Annotated in this window: 21 protein-coding genes; 8 read left to right on the top strand and 13 right to left on the bottom strand. The window is 66.4% G+C overall.

Annotated elements, in window-relative coordinates; genetic code table 11:
• Positions 1-18 precede the first annotated feature (18 nt).
• From NVV99_RS09085 to NVV99_RS09050, 8 genes are all read right to left on the bottom strand, one after another.
• Entirely contained in the window at positions 19-696 is a 678-nt protein-coding gene (locus NVV99_RS09085) for a carbon monoxide dehydrogenase subunit G (protein ID WP_024102177.1), read from the bottom strand.
• Positions 693-3,221 carry an aerobic carbon-monoxide dehydrogenase large subunit gene (cutA, locus tag NVV99_RS09080; RefSeq protein WP_006551026.1) on the bottom strand — a complete coding sequence of 843 codons (2,529 nt, stop codon included), beginning with the start codon at positions 3,219-3,221 and terminating at the stop codon, positions 693-695. The genes NVV99_RS09085 and cutA overlap by 4 nt, the downstream gene beginning before the upstream one ends.
• Positions 3,218-3,889: a (2Fe-2S)-binding protein gene (locus NVV99_RS09075; protein ID WP_006551027.1), complete on the bottom strand. Its 672-nt coding sequence runs from the start codon at positions 3,887-3,889 to the stop codon at positions 3,218-3,220. The genes cutA and NVV99_RS09075 overlap by 4 nt, the downstream gene beginning before the upstream one ends.
• Positions 3,886-4,800 carry a xanthine dehydrogenase family protein subunit M gene (locus NVV99_RS09070; protein WP_024102178.1) on the bottom strand — a complete coding sequence of 305 codons (915 nt, stop codon included), beginning with the start codon at positions 4,798-4,800 and terminating at the stop codon, positions 3,886-3,888. The genes NVV99_RS09075 and NVV99_RS09070 overlap by 4 nt, the downstream gene beginning before the upstream one ends.
• Before the next feature lie 87 nt (positions 4,801-4,887).
• Positions 4,888-6,336 carry a uracil-xanthine permease family protein gene (locus NVV99_RS09065; protein ID WP_024102179.1) on the bottom strand — a complete coding sequence of 483 codons (1,449 nt, stop codon included), beginning with the start codon at positions 6,334-6,336 and terminating at the stop codon, positions 4,888-4,890.
• 177 nt (positions 6,337-6,513) lie between these two features.
• The gene (locus tag NVV99_RS09060; RefSeq protein ID WP_024102180.1) at positions 6,514-8,217 is read right to left on the bottom strand and encodes a PucR family transcriptional regulator; all 1,704 of its coding nucleotides are present in this window, start codon (positions 8,215-8,217) and stop codon (positions 6,514-6,516) included.
• Between the two features lie 54 nt (positions 8,218-8,271).
• Entirely contained in the window at positions 8,272-9,375 is a 1,104-nt protein-coding gene (locus NVV99_RS09055) for an XdhC family protein (protein ID WP_024102181.1), read from the bottom strand.
• 21 nt (positions 9,376-9,396) lie between these two features.
• Positions 9,397-10,794, bottom strand: a complete 1,398-nt coding sequence (locus NVV99_RS09050; RefSeq protein ID WP_024102182.1) for an amidase — start codon at positions 10,792-10,794, stop codon at positions 9,397-9,399.
• A gap of 141 nt (positions 10,795-10,935) precedes the next feature.
• Between NVV99_RS09050 and NVV99_RS09045 the strand changes: the two genes are divergently transcribed.
• Positions 10,936-12,111, top strand: a complete 1,176-nt coding sequence (locus tag NVV99_RS09045; protein ID WP_024102183.1) for an MFS transporter — start codon at positions 10,936-10,938, stop codon at positions 12,109-12,111.
• On the opposite strand, the gene NVV99_RS09040 is transcribed toward NVV99_RS09045, so the two are convergent.
• Both NVV99_RS09040 and NVV99_RS09035 read right to left on the bottom strand, forming a co-directional pair.
• The gene (locus NVV99_RS09040; protein ID WP_024102184.1) at positions 12,081-13,058 is read right to left on the bottom strand and encodes an alpha/beta fold hydrolase; all 978 of its coding nucleotides are present in this window, start codon (positions 13,056-13,058) and stop codon (positions 12,081-12,083) included. The two genes, NVV99_RS09045 and NVV99_RS09040, sit on opposite strands and share 31 nt — an antisense overlap.
• Before the next feature lie 88 nt (positions 13,059-13,146).
• Complete coding sequence (locus NVV99_RS09035; protein ID WP_024102185.1) at positions 13,147-14,118, bottom strand: LLM class F420-dependent oxidoreductase; 972 nt, start codon at positions 14,116-14,118, stop codon at positions 13,147-13,149.
• Positions 14,119-15,459: 1,341 nt separating this feature from the next.
• On the opposite strand from NVV99_RS09035, the gene NVV99_RS09030 reads away from it, so the two are divergent.
• The gene (locus NVV99_RS09030) at positions 15,460-16,674 is read left to right on the top strand and encodes a cytochrome P450 (RefSeq protein ID WP_024102186.1); all 1,215 of its coding nucleotides are present in this window, start codon (positions 15,460-15,462) and stop codon (positions 16,672-16,674) included.
• A 97-nt stretch (positions 16,675-16,771) separates the two neighbouring features.
• Complete coding sequence (locus NVV99_RS09025) at positions 16,772-17,812, top strand: NADH:ubiquinone reductase (Na(+)-transporting) subunit F (RefSeq protein ID WP_024102187.1); 1,041 nt, start codon at positions 16,772-16,774, stop codon at positions 17,810-17,812.
• A gap of 603 nt (positions 17,813-18,415) precedes the next feature.
• On the opposite strand, the gene NVV99_RS09020 is transcribed toward NVV99_RS09025, so the two are convergent.
• Positions 18,416-18,598: a hypothetical protein gene (locus NVV99_RS09020; protein ID WP_144376958.1), complete on the bottom strand. Its 183-nt coding sequence runs from the start codon at positions 18,596-18,598 to the stop codon at positions 18,416-18,418.
• Positions 18,599-18,997: 399 nt separating this feature from the next.
• Positions 18,998-20,092 (bottom strand): VOC family protein, encoded by a 1,095-nt coding sequence (locus tag NVV99_RS09015; RefSeq protein ID WP_024102189.1) that lies wholly within the window; start codon positions 20,090-20,092, stop codon positions 18,998-19,000.
• A gap of 222 nt (positions 20,093-20,314) precedes the next feature.
• Here NVV99_RS09015 and NVV99_RS09010 point away from each other — a divergent pair, with 222 nt between their 5' ends.
• From NVV99_RS09010 to NVV99_RS08990, 5 genes are all read left to right on the top strand, one after another.
• Complete coding sequence (locus NVV99_RS09010) at positions 20,315-21,193, top strand: acetaldehyde dehydrogenase (acetylating) (protein ID WP_006551041.1); 879 nt, start codon at positions 20,315-20,317, stop codon at positions 21,191-21,193.
• Positions 21,190-22,245: a 4-hydroxy-2-oxovalerate aldolase gene (dmpG, locus tag NVV99_RS09005; protein WP_024102190.1), complete on the top strand. Its 1,056-nt coding sequence runs from the start codon at positions 21,190-21,192 to the stop codon at positions 22,243-22,245. Before NVV99_RS09010 ends, dmpG begins: the two co-directional genes overlap by 4 nt.
• Positions 22,246-22,259: 14 nt before the next feature.
• Positions 22,260-23,738, top strand: coding sequence for an aldehyde dehydrogenase (locus NVV99_RS09000; RefSeq protein ID WP_024102191.1), 1,479 nt, complete (start codon positions 22,260-22,262; stop codon positions 23,736-23,738).
• Positions 23,739-23,825: 87 nt separating this feature from the next.
• Entirely contained in the window at positions 23,826-24,578 is a 753-nt protein-coding gene (locus NVV99_RS08995) for an SDR family NAD(P)-dependent oxidoreductase (RefSeq protein WP_024102192.1), read from the top strand.
• A 25-nt stretch (positions 24,579-24,603) separates the two neighbouring features.
• Positions 24,604-25,029, top strand: coding sequence for a tautomerase family protein (locus tag NVV99_RS08990; RefSeq protein ID WP_024102193.1), 426 nt, complete (start codon positions 24,604-24,606; stop codon positions 25,027-25,029).
• 67 nt (positions 25,030-25,096) lie between these two features.
• Here the strand turns inward: NVV99_RS08990 and nphA are convergent, their stop codons facing one another.
• Positions 25,097-25,624: an NADH-dependent flavin reductase gene (gene nphA / locus NVV99_RS08985; RefSeq protein ID WP_024102194.1), complete on the bottom strand. Its 528-nt coding sequence runs from the start codon at positions 25,622-25,624 to the stop codon at positions 25,097-25,099.
• Between the last annotated feature and the right edge of the window lie 8 nt (positions 25,625-25,632).

The following is a 25,632-nucleotide window of genomic DNA, read 5'->3' as shown; positions in this document are numbered from 1 at the left end:
GGAGATTCGACGAGAAGGTCAGCGTCGGGCGAGGATCGCTCCCAGGGCGACGCCCGCCAGCGCGATACCGGCGCCCACTCCCGCGGACAGAAGAACGGTTGCTACCGAAGGTGTTCCGGCCGGTACCGGTGCAGCGGACGCAGCGGCCACGGGCAGCGCGGCGGTCTTCACACCCGCACCCTCGGCGACCTCGGCCACCTCGGCTCCGTTCACGCCCGCGACAACTTCGGCTTCGGCCGCACTCGGCGCCGCCGGCAGACCGTCGGCGATCACACCGTCGATGCCGTTGAAGAACACACCGGCCATCTTCTTGGCGACACCGGTGATCATCCGTTGTCCGACACCACCGACCATGCCGCCGACGACCGCGTCCGCGTCGTAGGTGAGCACGGTGCCGCCGTCGCGTTCTTCGAGACGCACCGTCACATCGGCCTTGACCGTTCCCGGGGCACCGGATCCCGATGCCGTCATAACGAACGATTCGGGGCGATTCTGCTGCGACAGAACCACTTCCCCGTCGTAGGTGCCCTTGATGGAGGCCACTCCGGCGGTGATGGACAGCTTGTAGTGGTTGTCGTTGATCTGCTCGAGCGACTGCACACCCGGGATCGTCGCCGCGAGAACACGGCCGTCCTGCAGGCTGTCGTACACCACGTCGGGAGGTGCCTGCAGTTGCGCGGTACCGGCGATTCTCATTCGTTCTCCTTGTTTCGGGACGCCGCGTGGGTCAGACGCAGCTCGAACAACTCCGAGGGGGAAATCGGCATGCTGGTGATCGGGATACCCTCCGCGTCCTCGACGGCCGCGGCGATCACCGCCGAGGTCGGGATGACACCGGCCTCACCTGCGCCCTTCATCCCGAGGGGATTGAGCGCGGACGGGGTGACGGTGTGGTCCATCTCGAGAGAGTCGGGCATCTCCGTCACGAAGGGCATGAGGAAGTCCATGTACGACGCGTTGAGCATCTGCCCGTGCTCGTCGTAGACGATCTTCTCATAGAGTGCGCCGCCGATGCCCTGCGCAACCGCGCCCTGCACCTGGCCTTCGACGATGCGCGGGTTGATGACGTTGCCGCAGTCGTGCACCACCGCGTACCGGAGCACCCGGATCTCGGCGGTGACGGGATCGGTCTCGACGATCGCCGCGTGGATTCCCGACGCGAACGTCGAGGTGGGCGGCGAGTAGTAGCCGGTCGCCTCCAGGCCGGGCTGCTCACCCTCGAGGACGGGCGGCACCGACATGTCGGTCTCGGCGTTCGCGAATCCCGTTGCGCGACGGGATGCGTCGTCGAAGGCGTAGCGGAGCGGGTTCGACAGTACGGCCACGACACCGAGTGGGATCGAGGTACCCTCCGCGCCGGGTTCGGTGCCCACCACGCACACGTGCCCCTCGCGCAGTTCGAGATCGGCGACGTCGGCGTGGAGGTGGTCCGCGGCGATCTTCTTCGCCTTCTCCGCCACCATCTGCGCGGCGACGTGGAAGGCGGATCCGGACATCACGGCACCGCGCGAGGCGAACGTGCCGACCGCGTACCCGAATCGGCGGGTGTCGCCGGTGACGATCTCGACATCGGAGACCGGCACACCGAGATCATCGGCGACGATCTGCGCGAAGGAGGTCTGGTGTCCCTGGCCCTGGGTGGTCAGGCCCGTGGCGGCCTTGACCTTGCCCGAGGTCTCGATGAGCACGTGTGCGCCCTCGTACGGGCCCGGTCCCGTGCCCTCGACGTACGCTCCCACACCGATTCCGACGCGGCGGCCCTCGGCGCGGGCACGTTCCTTGTACTCGGCGAACTCGTCCCAGCCGATGAGCTTCTTGAGCTTGTCCATTCCGGCCTGGTAGTCGCCGGTGTCGTAGATGAGGGGACGGCCGTCCTGGAAGATCAGGTGGAAGTCGTAGGGCATCTCCTCGGGGCGGATGAAGTTGGTCTCGCGGACCTCGAGGACGTCCTTGCCGAGATGCTTGGCGATGGCGTCCATCGCCCGCTCCATTGCGAACACGCCCTGGGGTCGTCCCGCGCCGCGGTAGGGCGTGACGATGACCGTGTTGGTGTACAGCGAATAGGCGTCCACCCGGAAGGCGCGCGGTTTGTAGGGGCCGAGCACCTGGGTGGAGGTGTTGAGCAGCACGATGATTCCGTACGGCAGGTACGCGCCGTTGTCGTGCCAGATCGAGAAGTCGAAGGCCAGCAGCCTGCCGTCGTCATCGAACCCGACGGTGACCTCGTGGACCTGCCCGCGCTCGTGGGCGCTCGAGATGAAATGTTCGCGCCGGTCCTCGACCCACTTGACCTCGCTGGAGATCCCGGCCTGCCCCAGCTTGCGGGCGGCCCAGGTGACCATGACCTCCTCGGGCCACGGGTGGACGATCTTCACACCGAAACCACCACCGACGTCGGGGGCGATGCAATGGACCTTGTTGTGCGCCATGCCCAGTCGCGCGGCGATCGCAGCACGGGCGGACGTCGAGGTTTGGGTGGACGTCCAGAAGGTCAGCACCTTCTCGTCGTCGTCCCAGCGGGCGTAGACGCCCTTGCCCTCCATCGGCATCGACGCCGAACGTTCGATCTCGAGGTCGAGGGTCAACGTGTGCGGTGCCGCGGCGAGTTCCGCCTCGATGTCGCCGAACCCGTGCTGGAGGTGCGCCGCGACGTTGTCGGGCACATCCGGATGGACGACGTGCTCGGCGTTGCGTGCGGTGTCGACACCGACCACGGCCGGAAGGGCCTCGTAGGTGATGTCGATCAGCGCGCAGGCGTCCTCGGCGATGTACCGGTTGTCGGCCACGACCATCACGATCGCCTCACCGACATGGTTCACCTCGTCCTTGGCGAGCGGATATCCGTTGCGCGGAGCGGTGATCGCGGGGTGCGGGATGAGCAGTGGGAGATTCTCGGCCATCTCGGGCGAGTCGGCCTCGAGATCGTCGTAGGTGTAGATGGCGTGCACGCCCGGCAGTTCGAGAGCCGCATCGACGGCGATGTCGAGGATGCGGGCGTGCGCGTGCGGCGACCGGACGAAGGCCGCGGCGAGCGCGCCGTGCCCGAGATCGTCGAGATAGCGGCCGTTACCACTGACGAGCCGGTTGTCCTCGACACGCGGGATGGGCTTGCCGAACGACTTGCCCGACTCGGTGGCACCACCGATGTCGGCGGGGGCGAGGTCGGTTGCCGTGCTCGTCGAGACCGAGGTGGAGACGGGCGAATCGGAGACGCTGGTCATGCTCGTCCTGCCTTTCCTCCGACCGGAGCGGTGGCGCCGCGGACCTTGGCGTCGAGCGAGGCGCGTGCCGCCTCGCTGTCGGGGCCGAGCGGTGAGCCTCCGGACCGTTCGCGCTTGATCTCGGCGGCGCGCAGCACGGCCGCCCGGATGTTCTGGTAGCCCGTGCACCGGCAGAGGTTGCCGGCGATCGCATCGGTCGCCTCCTCGTGGGTGGGCGACGGGTTCTCCTCGAGGAAGGCGGCGATCGTGGTGACGAATCCCGGTGTGCAGAAACCGCATTGCAGACCGTGGCAGTCGACGAACGCCTCCTGCACGGGATGTAGGGTGCCGTCCGGTTCGACGAGCCCTTCGACCGTCGTCACCGAGCGGCCCTCGAGGCTCGCAGCGAGCACGAGGCACGACCGCACCGGCTTGCCGTCGAGCAGCACCGTGCACGCGCCGCACACACCGTGCTCGCATCCCACATGGGTCCCGGTCTGGCGGAGGTGATGACGGATCGCGTCCGATGCCAGCGTGCGCGAGGGCAGCACCACGGTCTGCGTCACGCCGTTGAGGGTGAAGGTCACGGCGACGTGGTGCTCGCCGGTCTCCGCCTGCAGCTCGTCGACCTGTTCGGCGACGGTCCGCCGCGAGGCATCGCGACCACCCTTGTGGATCGAGCTCGTCATCGACTTCCTCCCGTGTGCATCGGTACCCGTGTGTCGTCGCGGATCGCGTCCTGCGCGGCCGCGAAGCCGACACGGCCGGTCAGTGCCGCCACCAGCTGCGACCGGTAGCGGTCGGTGGCGTGGATGTCCGCCTCCGTCTCGACGGTCTCGCGTGCCTTCTCCGCGACCTGCTGCCAGAGCGGGTCGCGCTCGTCGTGCGCCGAGGCTCCGCGCAGGATGTCGGTGTAGTCGACGACCTGCCCGAGTTCTCCCGCGGAGACGTAGGTCATCCGGGCGGACGTCACCGCGCCGTCCTCGACCTCCACCTGCGCGACCACGCCGACGAGGGCGTAGTCGCCGTGGCGTCGTGCGATCTCGTCGATGGCGGTGCCGGTGCCCGGCCGCGCAGCCGGCACCGTCACGCTGGTGGCGATCTCGTCGGCCTCGAGGGTCGATTCGAGCGGCCCGGCGAACAGCTCGGCGGCGGGGATCTGCCGGACTCCGCGGACGGAGCGAACGGTGAGCGTTCCCCCGAGCAGCGACAGCACGGCCGGCATCTCCGCGGACGGATCGGCGTGGACGATCGATCCCACGGTCGTTCCGCGATTGCGGATGGTCGGGTGTGCGACCAACCGGAGCGCGCGGCCCAGCAGGGGCTGGACCTGCGCGACCGTCGAATCGGATTCGAGCGCTGTGTGGGTGGTGAGAGCGTCGAAGGTGACGCCGAGTTCCGGTGAAGCGGAGATCGCGTCGAGGCGCGGGATCGAGCCGATGTCGACGATGTGAGCCGGTGCCGCCAGGCGCATCGACAGCAGTGGAATCAGTGACTGGCCGCCGGCGAGCACTTTGCCCTCGTGCGCGATCCCCGCGAGGATCTCGCAGGCTTCATCGATCGACCGCGGTCGGTGATAGGTGAGTGGCGACGGTTTCATTGAACAGATCCTGCCCGCATAGTGTGATCGGCGTTTCGTGGAGAAGTGACAAAGCTCACCGGTCGACAATGTCAGATGTAATAGAGGTCACGCGAACTCCTTCAGCCTCCCGGCGCCGCTCTCCCCGTCGGGATCGGGCTCCGTCCGGACCGGTTCTCCCTGATCGGAGGGGGTATCGGGATCCTCGGGGGCGATGTCCTTGGGGGCGATGACCCGGCACAGGTGGTAGAGGCCGATAACGACGATGGTGCCCAGCGCGATGCCGCTCAGCGAGAACGTGTCGGTGAACTCGAGGCTGGTGTCGCCGATGGCGATGATCAGGCCGGCCGCGACGGGCATGAGGTTGCGCGGGTCGCCGAAGTCGACGCCGTTCTCCTTCCAGATCTTGGCGCCGAGCAGGCCGATGATGCCGTAGAGGACCACGGTGATGCCGCCGAGCACGCCGCCGGGGGTCGCGGAGATGACCGCGCCGAACTTCGGGGAGAAGCCGAGGAGCATCGCGATGACACCGGCCGCGGCGTAGGCGGCCGTCGAGTACACGCGGGTCGCGGCCATGACGCCGATGTTCTCCGCGTAGGTCGTCGTCGGGGAACCGCCGACACCGGTGGCGAGGGCCGTGGCGAGACCGTCACCGGCCAGCGCGCGTCCCATCATGGGGTCGAGATCGGTCTTGGTGATCTCGGCGACCGCTTTGACGTGTCCGGCGTTCTCCGCGATCAGGGCGATGACGCCGGGCAGCACGAGCACGATGAAGGTGAGGCTGAACGACGGGGCATGGATGCCGACGACACCGGCGGCTTCGTCCGTGAACGGCGGCAGACCGAACCACGGCGCGGACGCGACGCCGTCCCAGTTCACGCGGAAGTGTTCGGTGACGGCGTCGGCACTGGCGTCGTAGGAGGTGATCGGTCCGCTGATCCGGTCGAGGATCCACGACAGTGCGTAGCCGAACAGCAATGCCAGGAAGATGGCGACGCGGCCGAGGAAGCCGCGCAGCACGACACTGCCCACGATCAGCGCGATCATCACCGTCAGCGCGACCCACTGATCCTGCGGCCAGTAGGTACCGGCCACCACCGGTGCCAGGTTGAAGCCGATGAGCATGACCACCGCGCCGGTGACGACCGGCGGCAGGATCTTGAAGACCAGCGAGCCGCCGAGGAAGTGGATCACCACACCGATCGCGGCGAGCACGAGCCCGGAGACCATGATCGCGCCGGTGACCTCCGACGGCGAGCCGCCCTGGGCGTAGATCGCGGCGATGCCGCCGACGAAGGCCGCGGAGGTACCGAGATAGCTGGGGATCCGGCCCTTGACGACAGCGAGGAAGAACAGGGTGCAGAAGCCCGAAAGCATGACTGCGAGTTGCGGGTTGAGTCCCATGATGATGGGGAAGACGAAGGTGGCGCCGAACATCGACACCACGTGCTGGCCGCCCAGGCCGATGGTGCGGCCCCAACTCAGGCGCTCCATCGGCGCCACGACCTGTCCCGGTTCTATGTTCTTGCCGTCTCCGTGCACTGTCCAGATGGGCATATCGGACCTTTCAGCAGAGTGTGGGTGCCGATAGCGTTCACGTGGATCGTTACGCCTGTGTTGCCGATCACACGTGTACTTCGGTAGCCGCAAACGCTAACGGAGCAGCTCCGGCCCGGCGTGGGAGGAATCTGCCAGGAGCGACCTTCCGAAATTGGCAAGATCGGTGGTTGATCGTCAGGAATCGATCCCGCGCATCGCGATGATCTTGAGGGCGAGCGAAAGGTCCAGCCGCAGTTCGGGCTGCTCGGTGAAGGGACCGAGGATCTTTTCGAGTTTCGCCACACGATAGCGCAGAGTGTTGTAATGAAAATGTAACTGGCGCGCAGCTTCTGCGATGTTGATGTTGGTGGCGAGGAGCACCTCGAGGGTACGGCACATGTCCTGCGCCTCGGCCGTGCCGTCGGTCAGTTCCTTGAGCGTCTCGCGCGCGAACGACTCGAGTTCCTCGGTGTCCTCGACGAGGCTCAGCAACCGGTACACACCCAGATCGTCGAAATGGGTCACCGCCCACGGCCCGGAGATCTTGCGCCCCACTTCGAGTGCCGTGCGCGCCTGGGCGTAGAGCACCGGCAGGTCGTCGGTGGACGACGACGCACGCGAGACCCCCACACCGAACGGGCGACGTCCTCCCCCACCGGCTCCGCGCACCTGGGCGACGAGTTCGTGCACGAGGGTCATCGTGTCGCTGCCCTCACCCATGAGCACGACGGTCTCGGTCGCCAGGGCCGTGACGGACGCTCCGGAATCGCGGCCGGCGAGCGCACCCGCGAACGCGCGGGCCTGCCGTTCCACGACGGGCAGTCGCGCCGGTGCCGCCGAGGAATCGTCGTCCACGCGATCGGGTTCGACGGCGACCACCACCACCGGGCGGTCGAGATTCCAGCCGAACATCTGGGCGTGCACGATCACCTGTTCGGGTTCACCGGCGCGGCCGCGCAACAGGTCCCGGACGAAGTTGGCCCGGTGCTTCTCCTCGACCGCCGACACTGCGAGTTCACGACTGACGACGAGCGCACACACCGTCGCCGCCTGCTCCACGAGATACAGATCCGGCGCGGAGAGATCGCGTGCGGGACAGAAGAACACGAGCCGGCCGTGGTCTATGCCATTGGCGGAGATCGCGGCGATCGCCACGTACTCGTTGCCGAATCGGTGCAGACCGAGCCCGCCCTCGATCGAATCGGTCCGCACCCGGCCAGTCGCGTCGACAGCCGCCGTCGAGGACAGCCAGGCGAAATCGGACTCTTTTCCGGCCCTGTAGGTCTGGCGTCCGTCGGGCGTGGTGATCAGAACCGCCCCGCCGAGCCGGCGCGAGATGCCTTCGGCGAGCGCCCTGTGCCCACCACCCGCCATGACGATCTCGAGCAGCCCGCGACGGAGGTGATCCGCCTCGAAGACCGCTTCCACCTGAGCGACGGCCATGTCGCGGAGATCCCGCGCGAGACGGTGATCCGCGACGACCTCCTCCGGCGTCGTCAGCACAGGGAGGGGAACGTCGTCCGTGAGACCCTGCGGCAGCGGGTGTCCGGTGTCGAGTCGGACCACCAGAGCCGAGACCTCGCTCCGGTCCAGCCGCGCCAGGAAGTCGGCGATCGGCACGGCGAGTCGCGCGAGCACGGTGGTGGAGGTGACGAGCAGCAGTCCCGGACGCAACCAGGGACCGATCTCGGGGAGCATCATCACCGCGACCCCGGTGACGGCTCGCGCCGTGGAGACGTCACCGGCGAGCACCGTCGGTGCGACGAGGAAGCCCGAGGAGACGACGTCCGTGAGCGGGCAGGGTTCGAATGCGACCGCTGCGCTGTCCTCCGGATCGGCTGCGCTGCGATCCGGTTCGGCTGCGCTGGGCCCCGGTTTCTCAGCCTTGCGCACCGTCACAGCAATACCCGTCCACCTGCCAGTCGTTCACCCCTGCGTGGGAGACACGTGACATTAGAGGGCTGTGGCAACACCGTCAATCGCAGGCGGACAAGCCGCAGGTCGGGCAGCACGTCCCGCCGGGACCCGGTGGATGGGTCCGCGCAGTGTCGCGAGGCTGCGTCCGGTGGCACCGCGCGTGCTCACGAGGACCTCGGCGAAGATCGACACGGCCGTTTCCTCCGGGGTGCGCGCCCCGAGGTCGAGTCCGATCGGCGAGTGCAGCCGTCCCAGCTCGTCGGCGGACAGACCGGCCTCGCGCAACAGGGCGACCCGGCGCTCGTGCGTGGAGCGGCTGCCCATCGCCCCGATGTATCCGGCCTCGCAGCGGAGGGCGCGTTCGAGCAGTGGGATGTCGAACTTCTCGTCGTGGGTGAGCACCGCGACGACCGTGGTGGGGTCGATCGGCGCCGACTCGAGGAAGACGTGCGGCCACGCCACCACGACCTCGTCGGCGTCGGGGAATCGGGCGGGCGTCGCGAAGACGGGCCGGGCGTCGATCACCGTCACGCGGTAACCGGCAAACTTCCCCAGCGTGCACAGGGCGGACGCGAAGTCGATGGCACCGAAGACGTACATCCGCGGTCGCGGCGCGAAGATCTCCACGATCTGTGCACGCCCCTCGTCGACATAGACCTCCGAAGCGCCGTAGGACAGGCGCAGGCGCACCTCGTCCCCGACGTCGGTGCCGTCGCCCCCGTCGAGGGTGACCACACGATGGTCGGCGGACTCCCGATCGGTAACGACGGCGACCGGCTCTCCAGCCCCGATCCGCCGTGCCACCTCGGGGAACTCGGGATAGGTCGCGGCATCGACCCGCTGCACGAACACCTCGATGGTGCCGCCGCAGGTCAGACCCACTCCGAAGGCGTCGTCGTCAGTGACGCGGAAGACCTCGGTCCGTGCACGCCCGTCGGCGAGCACGTCACCCGCGATGTCGTACAGCGCGCCTTCGATGCACCCTCCCGAGACACTGCCCACCACCTCGCCCGACCGCGAGACGGCCATCGCGGCGCCGGGTTCGCGCGGCGACGACTTCCAGGTGCGCACGACGGTTGCGAGCGCGAACGTCTCACCGTCGTCGAACCATCGCGACAGCTCGTCGAGAATGTCCCGCACAGCGGTCTCCTTACCGGTGTGTCACAGACGCGCGGCGACGGCCAGCGCGACGTGGTCGTGGAAGGGGCGCGCGACGACCTGCACGCCGATGGGCATGCCGTCACTCGTCCGCCCGACAGGGACGACGACGGACGGGAGGCCGGTGACGCTGATCGTGCGGCAGCTCGCCAGTGCCTCCTGCCAGGTGAGCAGCCGGTCGCCGACAGCGAAACGATCGTCGCTGAGCGGAGGCGCCCCGATGGACGCGACCGGCAGCACCAGCACGTCGCCCATCTCGTCGAGCAGGCGATGGATCAGCGCGGTGCGCCACGCCCAGAGGCCCTCCACCTCCCGATGTTCGGCGCGACCGGCCGTGGACAGCAGGTCGCGGATGACAGCACCGAAGCGGTCGGTCCTCGCCAGCGCGTCGATGTCGGCGTGGGTCTGGGTGGCCCTCAGCCGCCCGAACAACTCGTTCCCCTCTACCAGGGCCGACCCGCGGTATTCACGGGCACCGAGGCGCCGCGCGCTCTCGCGGACGACGTCCTCGATCTCGTCGTCGACGGGCACGGTGCCCTCCCCGGGCGCCCAGGTGATCGTCAGCGTGTCGACGTCGACGGTCGCCGGGTCGGTCCACGCGACGTGCGGTTCGGAGATCATGCGCAGGGCGAGGACGAGGTCGTCGAGGTTCCGTGTCATGGGCCCGACGGTCTGCAGCGCGCCGTGCACCGTCGTCGGATTGGCACGTACATGATCGCCGACGAGCACCCCCGGGTACTGGCCGTCCGCGGACACCCGGCCGACGGTGGGGCGGATCGAGCACAGGCCGGTGCAGTGCGCGGGCCAGCGCACGGACCCGCCGAAATCGGTGCCCAATCCGAGGACGCTCATGCCCGACGCGATCGACGCGGCTTCGCCCCCGCTGGATCCGCCGGGTGAGCGCGGCGACTCGGGGCTGCCGAGCGGGTTCACGGCCGGTCCGAACATCTCGTTGTCGGTGAGCCCGGAGGTCCCGAATTCGGGCGTGTTGGTCTTGCCGACGAGGATCGCGCCGGCCGCCTTCATCGCGGCGACGGCAGGTGCATCGACGACGGGGACGTTGTCGGCCAGCGCCCTCGAGGCGGCCGTCGTGCGCACGCCTGCGGTGGCGATGAGGTCCTTGACGGTGAACGGCACCCCGGCGAGCGGACCGGCCACCTCGCCGCGGTCGAGGCGTCGGTCGAGGGCGTCGGCCTCGGCGAGGGCACTCTCCGCCGCGACGGTGACGATCGCGTTGAGGCGCGTGTTCTGCTCGGCGATCAGGGCGAGATGGTCCTCGACGACCCGACGGGCGGTGACCTGGCGGTTGCGGACCACGGCGGCGATCGACCGCGCGTCGGCGCCGGTCCACGTGCCGGTGCGCTCGGTGTCGAGCGTCGGGGATCGACCGTCTACCGCCACTGGCCCTCCTTGGTCTGCGTTCGACGAGAACGCTATGGCCGGCTCCGGGCCCCTCCTACGTCCACACTCCACAGGAAGCCGGTCGCCGCGGTGTGAAGAGTTGATACTTTCCCGCCGGAACGGGCCTGAGAGGATCGGGGAATGATTCCGTCCTGGGCTCGTCTCGCGTTCGCCGTATTCGCGGTGAGCTGGGGCGCCAATCAGTTCGCTCCGATGCAGCTCGTCTACCGCGACCACCTGGGACTCGGCAGCGACTCGTTCACCGCCATGCTCGGCTCCTACATCGTCGGGTTGATCCCCGCCCTGCTCTACTTCGGGCGCGTGGCCGACCGGATAGGGCGTCGTCCGGTGATCCGGGCGATGATCCCGGTGAGCATCGTGTCGTCGATCGTCCTGCTTCTCGGCGCCGATATCCCGGCGTTGCTGTATCTCGGCCGGGTCCTCGCCGGATTGGCATCCGGGATGGCGTTCGGAGCCGGCACCGCGTGGATGAAGGAACTGAGCGAAGGTCCAGGTGTGGGAGCGCGCCGAGCCGCCGTCTCACTGTCTGCGGGATTCGGCAGCGGCGCCCTGTTCGCCGGTCTCATCGCGCAGTGGCTGCCCGCCCCCGACCGTCTGCCCTATCTCGTGCACATCGCTCTGATGGTGGTCGCGCTGGTACTGGTGTGGACCGTCCCCGACGCCCACCGGCCCCGCACCGTGCAGGGCTCGTGGCGCCTGTCGACGCTGTCGTCCCCGCGCTTCCGCTGGGGTGTCGTGCCGTGGGCCCCGTGGGTCTTCGGATGCGCGACCGTCTCGTTCGCCACGATGCCGCCGATCGTCTCGGACCGCGTGGACAGCGTGGCCGTCGCGTTCACCGGCGTGGTCGCCGCCCTGACCCTGCTCACCGGTGCGTTGATCCAGCCCGTGGCCCGGCGCATCACCCGGCACGGTGAGGACCGTGGCGTCTGGACGGGGGTGGGTCTCGGTGTGCTGGGCTTCGTGACCGCCGGCGTCGCAGTGCTCGTCGACGGCCCGGTATCGGTGCTTGCCGTCCTCGTCACCGCCGTCCTTCTCGGCGGGGGTTACGGCATGCTACTCGTCTCCGGTCTCGTCACCGTCGAGCACATCGCTCCGCCGGACGAGCTGGCGCAGACCGTCGCCGTCTTCTACTGCCTGATCTATCTGGGTTTCGCGGTGCCCTTCGTCATCTCGCTCGCCGCACCCCACGTCGGGTTCGTCGCATGCTTCGCGGTCGCCGTGGCACTGCTCGTGCTCGCGCTCGTCCCCCGGAAGTTGCTCGCCGATCAGGAAGCGACCCTCGTCGGCTCGCGCTGAGCGAGGCCGACGGGGTCCAGGCCGACAGGGTCCAGGCCGACGGGGTCCAGGGCGCGCACGTGCCCGAGCAGATCCGACAGCGCACCGGCGACCTCCTGGGGACGGTCGGCGAGCACGCGGTGACCGGCACCGACGAACCGCACGAGGTTCGCGTGCGGCAGCCGCGCCGTCATCATCTCCGACAACGACAAGGGCACGAAGACGTCCTCCGTGCCCGCCGCGACGACCACCGGCACTCTGGCGAGCACATCGAGGGCGGCGGACTCGTCGAGCACCGCGAAGTCGGCCAGCAGTCGCGACCAGGTGACGACGGAGGTCTCGTTCGACAGCGCCGATCCGACCACCCGCAGCCACGATTCCTCCGTGCGCCTGCGTGCGGCAACCGTGCACACCCGGCCCCCGGCGCGTTTCGACAACTCCATGACGCGCGGTGCACGCGACACCGCCCGGTGCACGATGGAGGCGGCCGGATGCCGCAAATAGCGTCCGATACCGCCGTCCGCGAGTCCCGATGCTGCGGTGGCGAACAGGCCGACACCCACGATGCGGTCGCCGACGGCGTCAGGGTGACGACGGACGTAGGACAGTGCGACCATGCCGCCCATCGAATATCCCGCCAGCACCACCGGTCCGTCCGGCGCGAGGGTCCGGAGCACCGCGTCGAGGTCGTCGGCCATCCCGGAGACCATGCACGCCGTGACGTCGCCGGTCCCGGAACGACCGTGTCCTCGCTGGTCGTAGCGGACGATGCGCAGACCCGGCAGGTCCACCGATTCGCAGACGGCATCCCAGCTCGCGGCGTCCTGGCAGTGGCCGTGCAGGCACACGAGGGTCAGACCCGCATCCCGCGATCCGGTCACCGTGGTGGCCAACGGCACTCCGTCGTCGGCAACCACGGTCACACGAGCGATCGTGTTCGGGTCCGTACTCGACGTCGGCTCGGCCATCTCGCCTCCTGCACAGCGCATCTGCAGGAGTTGTCGCGTCGCCCTCGGGTGCCGTTAACCACCGACATCGAATCGTGACGTCCGGTCGTCAGCGCGGGGCGAGCGCCCGGATCATCGGTGCGGGATCGCCCGAGGGCACCAGGGCGATGGCCGGTGTGGTCACACCTGCCTCGACGTAGCGCTCCACATGCTCGCGGCAGGCCTCGGGTTCGCCGTGGATCACGAGGGCGTCCACGACGTGGTCCGGGATCGCTTCGAGGGCGGACTTGCGGTCGCCTTCCGCCCACGCCTTCCACATGCCGGCGAAATCGTCCGAACGGCCGAGGAATTCGTGGAAGGCCCGATAGACGGGGACGTTCATGTAGGCGGCGATCATGCGGCGGCCGATGGCGCGGGCGGTCTCGGTGTCGAAGCCGGGGAGCACGAAGATCCGCGCGACGATCTCCTTGTTCTCGCCGCCCTCGTGGACGTAGGGCGCCACGGTGCGGACGTCGTCGGCGGACAGCCAGTTGATGATGGCGCCGTCGGCCTCACGTCCGGCCAGACGCAGCATGCCCGGGCGCAGTGCCGCCAGCAGCACCGGCGGCGCCGGGTCGGGTACGACGCCGGCCCGGAAGCCGTCGACGGCGAAGGTGTCGTACTTCTCGGAGACCTTCTCCCCCGCCAGCGCCGCACGCAGGAACCGCAGGGTGTCACGGGCACGCTTGAACGGTTCCTCGAAGGGGATGCCGTTCCACTTCTCCACGATGACGTCGGAGGAGGTGCCCACCCCGAGCACGAAGCGGCCGGGTGCGGCGGCGGCGAGGCTCGCGGCCGACATGGCCAGCGTCGCGGGGCCGCGAGTGTAGACGGGGACGATCGCGGTACCCAGGCGCAGGCCGGGAGCCCACACGCTCGCGAGGGTCAGCGGGGTGAACGCATCGGCAGCGCCGGCCTCGGACGACCACACGTCCGTGTACCCGAGGTCGGGGAGCTCTTCGATGATGCGTCGCTGGTCGGGCAGGGGGATGCCGTCGAGCGGGACGGTCAGGCCCCATCGTCGTGTCGTGTTCTCCGTCATGACCGTCACCCTAGCCACACTGTGGTTCAGGTCATATCCGGGCGTGTCCCGCCCCGGGCGATCGAGCCCGCCCCGCGCCCACTCCGGTCCTCGGTGTCCGGTCAGCTGTGTCCAGACTCTGTCCGAAGGTGGGCAAAGGAAGTCACGACGACCGCATCAGCCGATCGGTGCATTGAGGCTAAATCCTGTTGACGGCGCTCGGAAGTCGGACAGTTCCGACCACGCTGATGCCGTCCCGACGGAGGTCCGCGATCTGGATCCGCTAGTCTTCGGGCAGACAGAGGGAACTGATCTCGCGGACGACGAGGCGGTCGAGTGGGGCGACGGTCGTGATCGATCTGCCGTCCCACTCGAGGATTTAGCCGTCGGCCCAACTCCCCGGCGGCAGGTCGGGCTCCAACCTGTCGAGCGACGGTGCGTACGCCCTATCGGCGGGCACACAGCTCGAGGAATCGTCGGGGTTTGGCAGACAGTGGGCGCCGCCCCGCGCCCTATTGACATATCGAGTCGACGGCACAGCCTCCAGATGTGCAGGTGCGTGTCGCACACGATGGAGTGCGACCACCTCGGGGCCAGCTGCTCACTTTTCGACCGGACCCAACAACGAAGCTCAGGGATGCTCCCCGAATCATCCCTGACACGTCTCATTTCCGGTGCAGCCGAAAATGTCCCGACGATTCACCCTTTCCGTTCGGCTATCCCGAACAGTGCGACGCACAGCCGACGATTCCGACCATCCTCGTGACATCAGACACAAACCGACGCGGTTCGGTGAAGTTGGGAAGCCGGATCCTGCGGGCTCATGCCCGACGCTATTCGTGTGCGCGCCGCCACCCGCCGGCCGCCACACCACCTCTCACTCCGCCGCAGGTGACGAAGGAGAACGACGCATGAGTGACCGCCGCGACCGGTTCGATATCCAATCTCTGGCGCACGCGAAACCACTGAGCCTCCAACCCCGGGGAACTGAGATCGTCTTTACGCGGTTTCTAGGCGTGGACGGGGACCCATAGTGAGGTCCGAGCAGCTTGTCTGCGCTGCTACGAAGATCCGCGCCAGTGGCGTCCGAGGATGAACGAGGCCCCTGACACACGACTCGACCGTGCAGCACTTCGTACCAGCTCTCTCGACGCTCTCGAGCGCAGCACACGCTAGCGATCAGGCCCCATCAGACATCCCGATAATCGGCACACCCGACTGACGTTTGTCGCGGCCAGCTCACACAGACATTTACCAGCGCTTCGCTGACCCGACGATCACCTCCGCCTGGTCAACCGAAGCAGCTCACAGCCGCCTCAGCCCGCCTCCCGGCTCAAAGCACCCGAAATCAGAAGGAGCATGATGACTTCCACCCGCAGCTTCATCGACGAAATCACCATCGAGGAGCTCGAGGCCGATCCATACCCGTTCTACGAGCGCCTCCGCAAAGAGGCACCCATTGCCTACGTTCCCGCCCTCGGCATGCACATCGTCTCGACGAAAGAACTGTGTGCTGAGATCTCCAAAGACGACACAACCTGGCCTGCGGTGATCTCCGCTGCCGGCGGCCGCACCTTCGGCCCTCAGGCATTGCTGAATACCAACGGAGACGAGCACCGCAACCTGAGGGACATGGTCGAACCACACCTGCAGCCCTCAGCCGTCGACAAGTACATCGACGATCTCGTCCGACCGTTTGCGCGACAGCGCATTGCCGAGTTCGAGAACGACGGGCACGCGGATATCGTCGCCGCCTACTGCGAGCCGGTGAGTGTCCGCGCACTGGGCGACCTGCTCGGTCTCGGGGATGTCAGCACCGAAAAACTGCGCGAGTGGTTCCACAATCTGAGCGTGTCGTTCACCAATGCGGCAGTCGACGAAAACGGTGAGTTCGCCAACCCCGAAGGGTTCGCCCCCGGCGACCGCGCCAAAGCGGAAATCATCGCGCATGTCGACCCGAAGATCGACAAATGGATCGTCGAACCGGACCATTCAGCCATCTCGCACTGGCTGCACGACGGGATGCCGGAGGGCCAGACCCGCAGTCGCGACGTCATCTACCCCAACCTGTATGTCTTCCTGCTCGGAGCAATGCAGGAGCCCGGTCATGCCATGGCCACGACCTTGGCCGGACTGTTCAGCCGACCGGACCAGCTCGAACGTGTCATCGACGATCCGACTCTGATCCCCCGCGCCGCATCCGAGGGCATGCGCTGGGTTGCCCCGATCTGGTCCGCCGCGGTCAAGCGCGCCGCGAGAGAAGTTACCGTGGGCGGGGTCACGCTTCCTGAGGGTTCGATCGTGATGCTGTCGTACGGTTCGGCCAATCAGGACGAAAACGCGTACAACGCCCCCACCGAATACGACCTCGATCGTGCCCTGGTGCCGAACATGACCTTCGGCGGCGGAAAACACGCATGCGCCGGAACCTATTTCGCCAATGCAGTCGTCCGAATCGGACTCGAAGAATTGCTCGAGGCAATTCCGAACATCGAACGAGACGAAACCCACGAGGTGGACTTTTGGGGATGGGGTTTCCGCGGCCCCAAGCAGCTGTTTGTCGAATGGGAAGTGTAGGCGACCTCGACCTCACCCCTCCTGAATCATCTGCACAGATACGGCGAGCATCGGGAACACCCGAGGTTATCGATATTGAATTGGAGCGCTACCGGAAATGTCTGATCAATATTTGGTCCGTATAGAGGGAAAGAACACGGACATTGCCGTTGAAGAAACCCAATCCATTCTCGATGCTGCCCTGCGGGCCAACGAGTGGCTGCCCCACTCGTGCACTCAGGGAACCTGCGGGACATGCAAACTCAAGGTGCTGTGCGGTGAGGTCGACCACCGTCAGACTCCGGAGTACACCCTGACCGTCGAGGAAAGGGCCGAAGGACTGGCTCTGGGGTGTATGGCCACTCCCCGCTCGGACTTGACCGTCGAGCCGCTCGGCAACGTCAGCGATGACGGCGTGCCTCGTCATCCTCTACGCGACTATGAAGGCACCGTCGTCGTGTTGGACGACATCGCTGCCAACACGCGCAGACTGGTGATCGAGTTGGACACTCCGATGCAGTTCAATGCCGGTCAGTACGCCGAACTCATCGTTCCTGAGCACGCAGGGGCGCGGCAGTACTCGATGGCTAATCCTCCGACCGAGACTCGGCGGCTGGAATTTCACATCAAGCTCACCGCGGGCGGGTTGTCGACCGATGGGTGGATCTTCCGCTCAATGACGCTCGGGGAACGAGTCTCGCTGCGCGGCCCCCTCGGGCAGTTCAATCTCGTCGCGAAACAGGATGAACCGGCGATCTTGATCGGCGGTGGGACGGGGTTGGCTCCACTGAAATCGATCGTCCAACACGCCCTCGTCGAGGACCTCGTCCCAGAACTGTTCCTCTACCACGGCGGCCGCCGGCGGGAAGACCTCTACGATGTCGAATTCTTCCGCGATCTCGAACACCGGCACCCGCATTTCCACTACCGACCCGTTCTCAGCGAGGAGCAGTGGGAAGGGGCGACCGGGCTGGTCACCGATGTCGTGGTCAGCGACTTTCCCTCGTGCAAGGGGATGAGCGCATTCCTGTGCGGCCCACCCGCGATGGTCGATGCGGCGGTCAAGGCACTCAAGCGCAGGCGTATGGCTCCTCGATTGATCTTCCGCGAGGAGTTCGCCATCACGCCCGCAACCAGCACAGCGCCGGCAGTGCTCTGACCTTCAGGATCCACCACGACAAGAGTCTGGGGCAGCGCGTATGTACTCGCTGCCCCAGACTTTGTTCGTTGCCAGTTCATTCGCCCGGGGACGTAACCCGCAGATCTTCCGCAAAGCTGGACCCGAAGGCCGTTCTGTAACCCCGCCCCCGTGAACCGCCGAGCATGCAAGAACCCCAATTGCGCGACTTCAGTGACGTCGGCGGATGCACGGTCCTGCGCGGTTAGGCGTCACCGTATCCAGCTCGCGTCCTCGGATGTTCCGAGTCCCGATTTATCGAGCATGGCAAGTGGCGGGAAATATTGCCTTCAGCCCGAGTAATCCGAGGAGGCTGGCTCGCCCGGCAGCTCGCTCTGCGCTCTGCTGCAGTTCACCAACGGCATCGGTCCATCAGTCTTGACCACCGTGTTCACAGGCAATCGCCCCTCCGAACCAGGGGCCGCCATCACCTCGGCCTTCGTCACAATCCTTGGTATCGCGACTGCCGGCCTTTTTCGCATTCCTACCCCTGCCCGCCACAGCTCTAGGCGAGCACAAGCATCTCGTACAGGCCAGTTCTACTGTGCACCAGAGCAATGCACCATCGAATTCGACAGTATGTCTTCACAACTGATGCGGGATATCCACACGAGACATCCTCTCGAGGTCGAGAGCAGACTCGACAGCCTCGATATCAACGGCCTCCATAGGGCGACCGGTCAGCGCTTGCAGCACTACCTCGAGATCGCGTGCGGTCACCGATTCGGTCGCCGAATCTGATATTCGATAACGAATGGGATACTCCATGACATCTCCTGACAGGATAGGGAGACAAGACATCTGGTAGCACTGCTCAACGGACCCAGCTGGGCTGCGACGGTATCCCTGCGAACTTCGCCATCAGCGCCAGCAGCCCTTCCCAGGGTGGAGTTGACGCTCAATGCCGTCATCCCGAACCGACACCGATTTCCTTCACAGCAGAGGAAGAACTCGACCGCCACGGACCTCATTCGAGACCACCCGCCGATGGACATCGCCCCTCAGTCCGTCGATTCGACTACACCAACGGCAATTCTGTATGGGAAGCGCTCCTGTACACACAAAGGTCTCCGATGTGGAGAGTTGTTCAACTCGCTGTCCACATCGGAGACCTCAGGCTCTCAACAACAATCACACGATTGCGGTTGAGCGGGTGCACGATCCCGATCAGGCGGGCGAACCGGAAACCGCCCGCGAGTGGTCGATGTCGTCCGGGATGGCCTGCTCGGCAGCAGCCACATCCGGATCCTCGATCGGCGCGCCGGGACCGAAGTGGGCGAACTTTTCGATGTGCTGGTCCAGCGCGAGCGGATTGGGAGTGCCGTACGTAAAGTACGTTTCCCACGGCAGCTGCGCACCGCCAACAGCGAGACCGGTATCGATGTCGGACATCTGCCAGGTCTTGGTCTCAGCGTCAGGATCGAGATGCAGATAGCCGGCTTCACCGAACAGCTCGATACGGTTTCCACCGGGCTCGAACACGTACAGGAACTGCCCCTGGGTGATGCCGTGCTTATCCGGACCAGCCTCGATCCGGATGTCATAGTCACGGAACATCTCGACCGCGTCGGCCAGGTGCTGTCCGGTGCCGTAGTAGAACGCCACGTGATGAAGCTTGCCGTTCCCACCGGTCATGTCGCGCATACAGGCAACTTCGTGACCGAGCAGGTTCGAGCTCATCCACGCCCCGATTTCGACGTTGCCGTCGACGACACGTTCAGTGGTCCGGAACCCGAGGTGCTGCTCGAACGATTCCTTGAGCGCGGTGACATTCGACGCCATCAGGTTGAGGTGATCGATGCGCTTGACCGGAATACCCGACAGCGGCTTCTTGGAAGGACGCGAAAGGATCTTGCTCTGCAGTGCCGTCGGGGCGACGTACTTCTCGACCTCCCACAACAACTGCAGGTTGTGTCCATCCGGGGACTGGAACTCGAAGGTCTTGCCGTAACCGAACTGGTCCTCGCTCCACTTACCGTCGACGTTGCCCTGCTCGAGCGATGCCACCCGACGTTCGAGTGCTTCCGGAGAGCTCGCGCGCAGCGCGGCGTGACCCATTCCTGCCTCGGGTGCCTCGGTGATCTTCAAGCTCCACTGGTACGGATCCTCGTAGCCTCGAAGGTATACGGACTGACCCTCCCGATGAGTGACATACATGCCGAGGAACTTGGTGAAGAAGTCGAGCGTCTCCTGCGGCTTGGGAGTGAACAGTTCGGCGCGGGCGAGATGCGCGATATCGAATCGAGCAGTGAGTTCGGTCATGGCTACTCCTGATCTGAGCTGTCCGGGCGAGCTGCACCGGGCTGTGGTGGTGACCACGAGCTTGCGGCGATGTAAACCAGGCAGTCGCCGACATCCGGGATAACCGAACAGGGACGTTCCCGACCGCGCACATGTTCAGGACCACAGGATTTCCGCCTTCCGACCAGCAACCCCTTCCTAGCGTCGAGCCCATCACCCGAGAGTTCAGGGAAGGCCGCACAGATGAGTCGATTGAAAGCTGCGATCGTCGGATCCGGCAACATCGGAACAGACCTGATGTACAAGTTGCTGCGATCCGAGCACGTCGATCCCATGTACATGATCGGTATCGATCCGACCAGCGAGGGGCTCGAACGAGCCCGACAGGAAGGCCTCGAGGCCTCCGCAAAGGGAATCGACTGGCTGCTCAACCGGCCCGACCTTCCCGACGTGGTCTTCGAAGCGACGTCAGCGAAAGTCCACGCCGCCGCTGCCCCGCGCTACGCCGAAGCCGGGATCCGCGCGATCGATCTGACACCTGCCTCAGTGGGCCCGTACGTGGTGCCGGCCGTGAACCTCAGCACGCACCTGGACGCGCCGAACGTGAACATGGTCAGTTGCGCCGGCCAGGCCACCATCCCGATCCTGTATGCCATCAACGAGGTCGCCGACGCGTCCTACGGCGAGATCGTCGCTGCCATCGCCTCGCACAGCGCCGGACCCGGCACCCGGCAGAACCTCAGCGAATTCAGCGAGAAAACCGGCAAGGCACTTGCCCAGGTCGCCGGAGCCGATCGCGCCAAGGCCATCTCGGTGATCAACCCAGCCGAACCACCGATGAACATGCGCGACACGGTCTACGCCAAAGTCCGCAACCCCGACCCGGCCGCGATCGAGCGCGCAGTGATCGACATGGTCGCCAAGGTCCAGCAGTACGTCCCCGGCTACACCCTGCGCCTGGTCGACGTCGACGGCGACCAGGTCACCGTCATGCTCGAGGTCGTCGGCGCCGGCGACTTCTTGCCCACCTACGCCGGAAATCTCGACATCATCACCGCCGCCGCCGTGCAGGTCGCCGACGTCATGGCCCAGCGCACCCTCGTCAAGGAAGCAATCCAGTGACCACCACCGCCACCACCGACACGCCCCGCAAGGTCACCCTCGTCGACACCACACTGCGCGACGGCATGTCGTCGGTCTCGCATCAGTTCACCACGCAGAACGTCGCCGATATCGCCCGCGGACTCGATCAGGCCGGCATCCCGACCATCGAGGTCGCCCACGGCATCGGCCTCGGCGCCTCGTCCATCCAGTACGGCTTCGCCGCCGCCACCGACCCCGAGTACGTGCGCGCCGCGGTCGACGCCGTCGACAACGCCGACATCGCCGCGCTCTACGTGCCGGGCATCGCTACCCTCGCCGAACTGCAAAGAGCGATCGAAGCGGGCATCAAAACCGTCCGGGTAGCGGTGCACTGCACCGAAGCCGACTGCGGCCAGCAACCCATCGAATGGGCGAAAGAACACGGCCTCAACGTCATGACGTTCCTGATGATGAGCCACAAACTCGACCCCGAGCCGCTCGCCGAGCAAGCCGCCAAGCTCGATTCCTACGGCGCCGACGTCGTCTACGTCGTCGACTCTGCCGGCGCCATGGTGCCGCAGCACGCCGGCGAGCGCGTCGCCGCGCTGCGGCAGGCGATCTCCGCCGACATCGGCTTCCACGCCCACAACAACCTCGGGGTCGGTATCGCCAACGCGCTCACTGCCGCCGAGAATGGGGCGACGTTCATCGACGGATCTCTGCGCGGGCTCGGCGCCAGCGCCGGCAACGCCCAGACCGAGGTATTGGCCGCCGCGTTCGAACGAGCCGGCTGGGACACCGGCGTCGACCTGTTCCCGCTCATCGACACCGCCGAGCACGTCGTCGCGCCGCTGATGAAAGAACCCCAGATCGTCGACGAGACCGCACTGATCCTCGGCTACGCCGGTGTCTACTCGACGTTCTTCCATCCCACCAAGCGTGCCGCGAAGAAATTCGGTGTCTCCACCCGCGACATCCTGATCGAACTCGGCCGACGCGGTGTCATCGGCGGCCAGGAGGACATGATCATCGACGTCGCTTCCGAGCTCGCCGGCCGCACCTACGAACTCCCGGCCCGCGCCGGAGTCTGACACAGGAGACTGTCATGACCCACACCCACAACGCGCCGTCGATCACACAGGTCCGTCATCTCATCGGCGGCGAATGGAAGCACGCATCGGACGGAGCAACTTTCGAATCGGTCGATCCGCACGACGGGTCGCTGCTCGGTGTCGTGCCCAAGGGCACCGCCGAAGACGGACAAGCAGCGATCACCGCCGCCCGGAACGCCTTCGACAGCGGGCCCTGGCCACAGATGTCGCCGAAGGAACGCGCAAAGATCCTGCACGCGGTCGCCGACAAGGTCGACGAGCACCGCGAAGAACTCGCCCAGCTCGAAACCCGCGACGGCGGTAAGGGCATCAACCAGTCCCTGCACGCCGAGATCCCGCGCGTGGCGCACAACCTGCGGTTCTTCGCCGACTACGCGTCGATGGCCGCCAACGAGGCCTACCCCGACGGGGATCTGCTGTCCTACGTGCTCTACCCGCCTGCCGGCGTGGTCTCGGCGATCAGCCCCTGGAACGCACCCCTGATGCTGGCCACCTGGAAGATCGCGCCCGCCCTGGCGTTCGGCAACACCGCAATCCTCAAACCGGCACCCCAAACCCCACTGACTGCACACCGCTTCGCCGAACTCGCACTCGAAGCCGGACTGCCCGACGGAGTACTCAACGTAGTACACGGTTTCGGTGGCGAAGCCGTCGCCGGCCCGCTGACCTCCGATCCGCGAGTCGACCGGATCACCTTCACCGGGTCGAGTGCCACAGGAGTCAAGATCCTTCAGGCAGCAGCACCCAACCACACGCCGGTCTCGGCCGAGATGGGCGGCAAGTCCGCAAACATCATCTTCGCCGACGCCGACCTCGACGTGGCCGTACCGATGTCGATCCGTGCGATCTTCGGCGGCAACGGACAGGTGTGCCTGGCCGGATCCCGACTGCTCGTGCAGAACAGCATCATGGACGAGTTCCTCGAGCGGTTCGTCGACGAGGCGAACAAGCTCAGCGTCGGCGATCCGAAGGATCCGTCGAACTTCATCGGCCCGCTCATCGAACAACGCCATCTCGACAAAGTCCACGGCTATGTCGAACTCGCGCAGCAGGAAGGCGGGAAAGTCGTCACCGGCGGCGCCCGTCTGACCGGCGACGCCCACGCCAAGGGCTTCTACTATCCCCCCACCGTCATCACTGGGCTGACCAATGACTCCCGGACCGCGCAAGAGGAGATCTTCGGGCCCGTCGAAACCGTCCTGGGTTTCGACACAGAAGACGAGGCACTGCGCATCGCCAACGACTCACGCTATGGCCTGGCCGGGATGCTGTTCACCCAGAACCTCGACCGCGCCCACCGGATGGCCGCGCGCTGGAAGGCCGGCACCGTATGGATCAACTGCTTCTTCGAACGCGACCTGCGTCTCCCCTTCGGAGGCGAAGGCGCCAGCGGCCTGGGACGTGAAGGCGGTCAGTACTCCCGCGACTTCTTCACCGAACCGCGCGCCGTGACCCTTCGGCTGCGCGGCTGATCCGGTCCTTCGACTCATCCACGTGGGCGGCCGGTGCAGTAGGTGCTGCACCGGCCGTCCCCGCTTCTCCCCGAGGAGTAACCACCCGTGACCTGCCCCAAGTTGTGTGTCGTCGTCGGCGCCACCGGTGCGATGGGCACCGAGTTCACCCGACGCCTGGTCCGTCGAGGCCTACGCGTGATCGCGGTCGCGCGCAACGCCGAAGACCTCAAAACCCTTGCAGCCGAAAACAGCCTGATCATCCCCTGTGTCGCCGACATCAGCGACGACAGTGCGATCGAGGCGATCTCCGCCTATGTCGACGCGCCGATCCGGATGGCCGTGTTCGCCGCGGGTCTGCCGGTACGTGGTTCCGCCGACACCATCAGCCCCGGCGAGCTTGCTGTAGGGGCGAACATCAAGGTCGGCGGGCTGGTACGGCTGCTGCACGCAGTCCGCGGCCAGCTGGTCCCCGGATCGCGATTCGTCGCCGTCGCCGGATCGCTCGGTTTCGAACCCGGCCCGCTCGACGCCGCGCCGGGCACCGTCAACGCCGCAGTGTTCAATCTGATGCGCCAGCTCAGCGCCCTGTACGGACCGAAGGGCATCACCACACACACCATCGCGCCCGGCCCGGTCGACACGCCACGGCTCCGCAAATTCGTCGAAACCGAAGCAGCCGAGACCGGCCGCGATCTCGACACCATTTGGGAGCGCTACCGCGCCAAGACCACGCTCGGCCGGTTACCGACGCTGGACGAGCTCGGCTGGATCCTCGAGATGCTGCTCGCCCCCGAGGCGAGCGTGCTGCACGGCAGCGTCCTCAACGTCGACGCCGGCACACGCCACGGCGTCCAGTAGAGCACCACTCCCGAAAGGCCCGCTCATGCCTGTTGCACATTTCCATCTGCTCGACGGACGGTTCACCGTCGAGCAGCGGCACCGTCTGCTTGTCGAGGCGAGCCACTGCTATTCGGAGGTTCTCGACTCCCCGCTCGAGCGAGTTCGGACCTTCATCGTCCGCTACACCACCGATGATGTCGCGGTCGCCGGCGCGGTTGCCTCCGAGAGCAGCACGGCTGCACCGTACTTTACAGCCATCGTGCTGGCGGGTCGTCGTCGCGCACAGCGCGAGGAGCTCGCGGCCCGGTTCACCGACCTGATCGTCGATGTACTCGGGGTGCCGCGTTCGGCCGTCCGTGGTCGGATCATCGAGGTGGACCCGGCGAACTGGTTCATCGGCGGCCACTCAGCAGCGGGGGTACGCGCCGACGAAATCGCCGCTCGCGCGGACAGCGGATCGTCCATCTGATCTACCCGACACCGCAAGGGGGTGGGATCGACCTTCGGCAATCCCACCCCCTGTCCGAGGGGTTTACTCAGAACCCCCACGGGTCGTCGCGCAGCAACTCGAGCGACCGGAAGCTACCGGTGTAGAAGACGAGCGGATGTCCGTCGTCATACCACAGTTGCTCCACTCGGCCCACGTGCAACATGTGGTCACCGGCGGGATACGAGGCGTCCACCGAACAGGCCAGGTGCACCAGCGCGCCTTCGAGGAGAGGAACCTCCCGGCGCCAGACGAATCGCACCAGATCGGGTTGATGGGCAGCTCCTGCGAAGTGCAGTGACAACGGCTCCTGATCTGTCGCCAGGATCGAAACACCGTACTTGCCGGTCTTGTTGATCCGCTCGTTCGTCTTGGCTCGGTTCGCGATGGATATCAGAACAAGCGGGGGGTCGAGCGAAACGGAGGTGAATGCGTTGGCCGTCATACCGTGCACCGACGCGTCGTCCTCGCTTTCGGCGGTGGTGACGATGGTGACGCCGCTGGCGAACCGGCCGAGGGCCTTCCGCATCTGTAGGGGGGTGACCTCGATCCCGCCGTTCGGGGTGTTGTCGGTCATGGTCGTGC

Origin of the sequence: Rhodococcus sp. PAE-6, assembly GCF_025290685.1 — a bacterium.
GTDB classification, from domain to species: Bacteria; Actinomycetota; Actinomycetes; order Mycobacteriales; family Mycobacteriaceae; genus Rhodococcus; species Rhodococcus pyridinivorans.
Note: the sequence above shows the minus strand (reverse complement) of the source record. Positions and strands in the feature narration are given on the sequence as shown.

Excerpts from the sequence above, each read along its gene's own strand:
- NVV99_RS09010 (WP_006551041.1), top strand. The coding sequence starts at position 20,315 with ATGAGTCGATTGAAAGCTGCGATCGTCGGATCCGGCAACATCGGAACA.
- NVV99_RS09020 (WP_144376958.1), bottom strand. The coding sequence starts at position 18,598 with ATGGAGTATCCCATTCGTTATCGAATATCAGATTCGGCGACCGAATCG.
- NVV99_RS09035 (WP_024102185.1), bottom strand. The coding sequence starts at position 14,118 with ATGACGGAGAACACGACACGACGATGGGGCCTGACCGTCCCGCTCGAC.
- nphA (WP_024102194.1), bottom strand. The coding sequence starts at position 25,624 with ATGACCGACAACACCCCGAACGGCGGGATCGAGGTCACCCCCCTACAG.
- cutA (WP_006551026.1), bottom strand. The coding sequence starts at position 3,221 with ATGACCAGCGTCTCCGATTCGCCCGTCTCCACCTCGGTCTCGACGAGC.
- NVV99_RS09075 (WP_006551027.1), bottom strand. The coding sequence starts at position 3,889 with ATGACGAGCTCGATCCACAAGGGTGGTCGCGATGCCTCGCGGCGGACC.
- NVV99_RS08990 (WP_024102193.1), top strand. The coding sequence starts at position 24,604 with ATGCCTGTTGCACATTTCCATCTGCTCGACGGACGGTTCACCGTCGAG.
- NVV99_RS09000 (WP_024102191.1), top strand. The coding sequence starts at position 22,260 with ATGACCCACACCCACAACGCGCCGTCGATCACACAGGTCCGTCATCTC.
- NVV99_RS09065 (WP_024102179.1), bottom strand. The coding sequence starts at position 6,336 with ATGCCCATCTGGACAGTGCACGGAGACGGCAAGAACATAGAACCGGGA.
- NVV99_RS09015 (WP_024102189.1), bottom strand. The coding sequence starts at position 20,092 with ATGACCGAACTCACTGCTCGATTCGATATCGCGCATCTCGCCCGCGCC.
- NVV99_RS09045 (WP_024102183.1), top strand. The coding sequence starts at position 10,936 with ATGATTCCGTCCTGGGCTCGTCTCGCGTTCGCCGTATTCGCGGTGAGC.
- NVV99_RS09040 (WP_024102184.1), bottom strand. The coding sequence starts at position 13,058 with ATGGCCGAGCCGACGTCGAGTACGGACCCGAACACGATCGCTCGTGTG.
- NVV99_RS09070 (WP_024102178.1), bottom strand. The coding sequence starts at position 4,800 with ATGAAACCGTCGCCACTCACCTATCACCGACCGCGGTCGATCGATGAA.
- NVV99_RS09030 (WP_024102186.1), top strand. The coding sequence starts at position 15,460 with ATGACTTCCACCCGCAGCTTCATCGACGAAATCACCATCGAGGAGCTC.
- NVV99_RS09025 (WP_024102187.1), top strand. The coding sequence starts at position 16,772 with ATGTCTGATCAATATTTGGTCCGTATAGAGGGAAAGAACACGGACATT.
- NVV99_RS09085 (WP_024102177.1), bottom strand. The coding sequence starts at position 696 with ATGAGAATCGCCGGTACCGCGCAACTGCAGGCACCTCCCGACGTGGTG.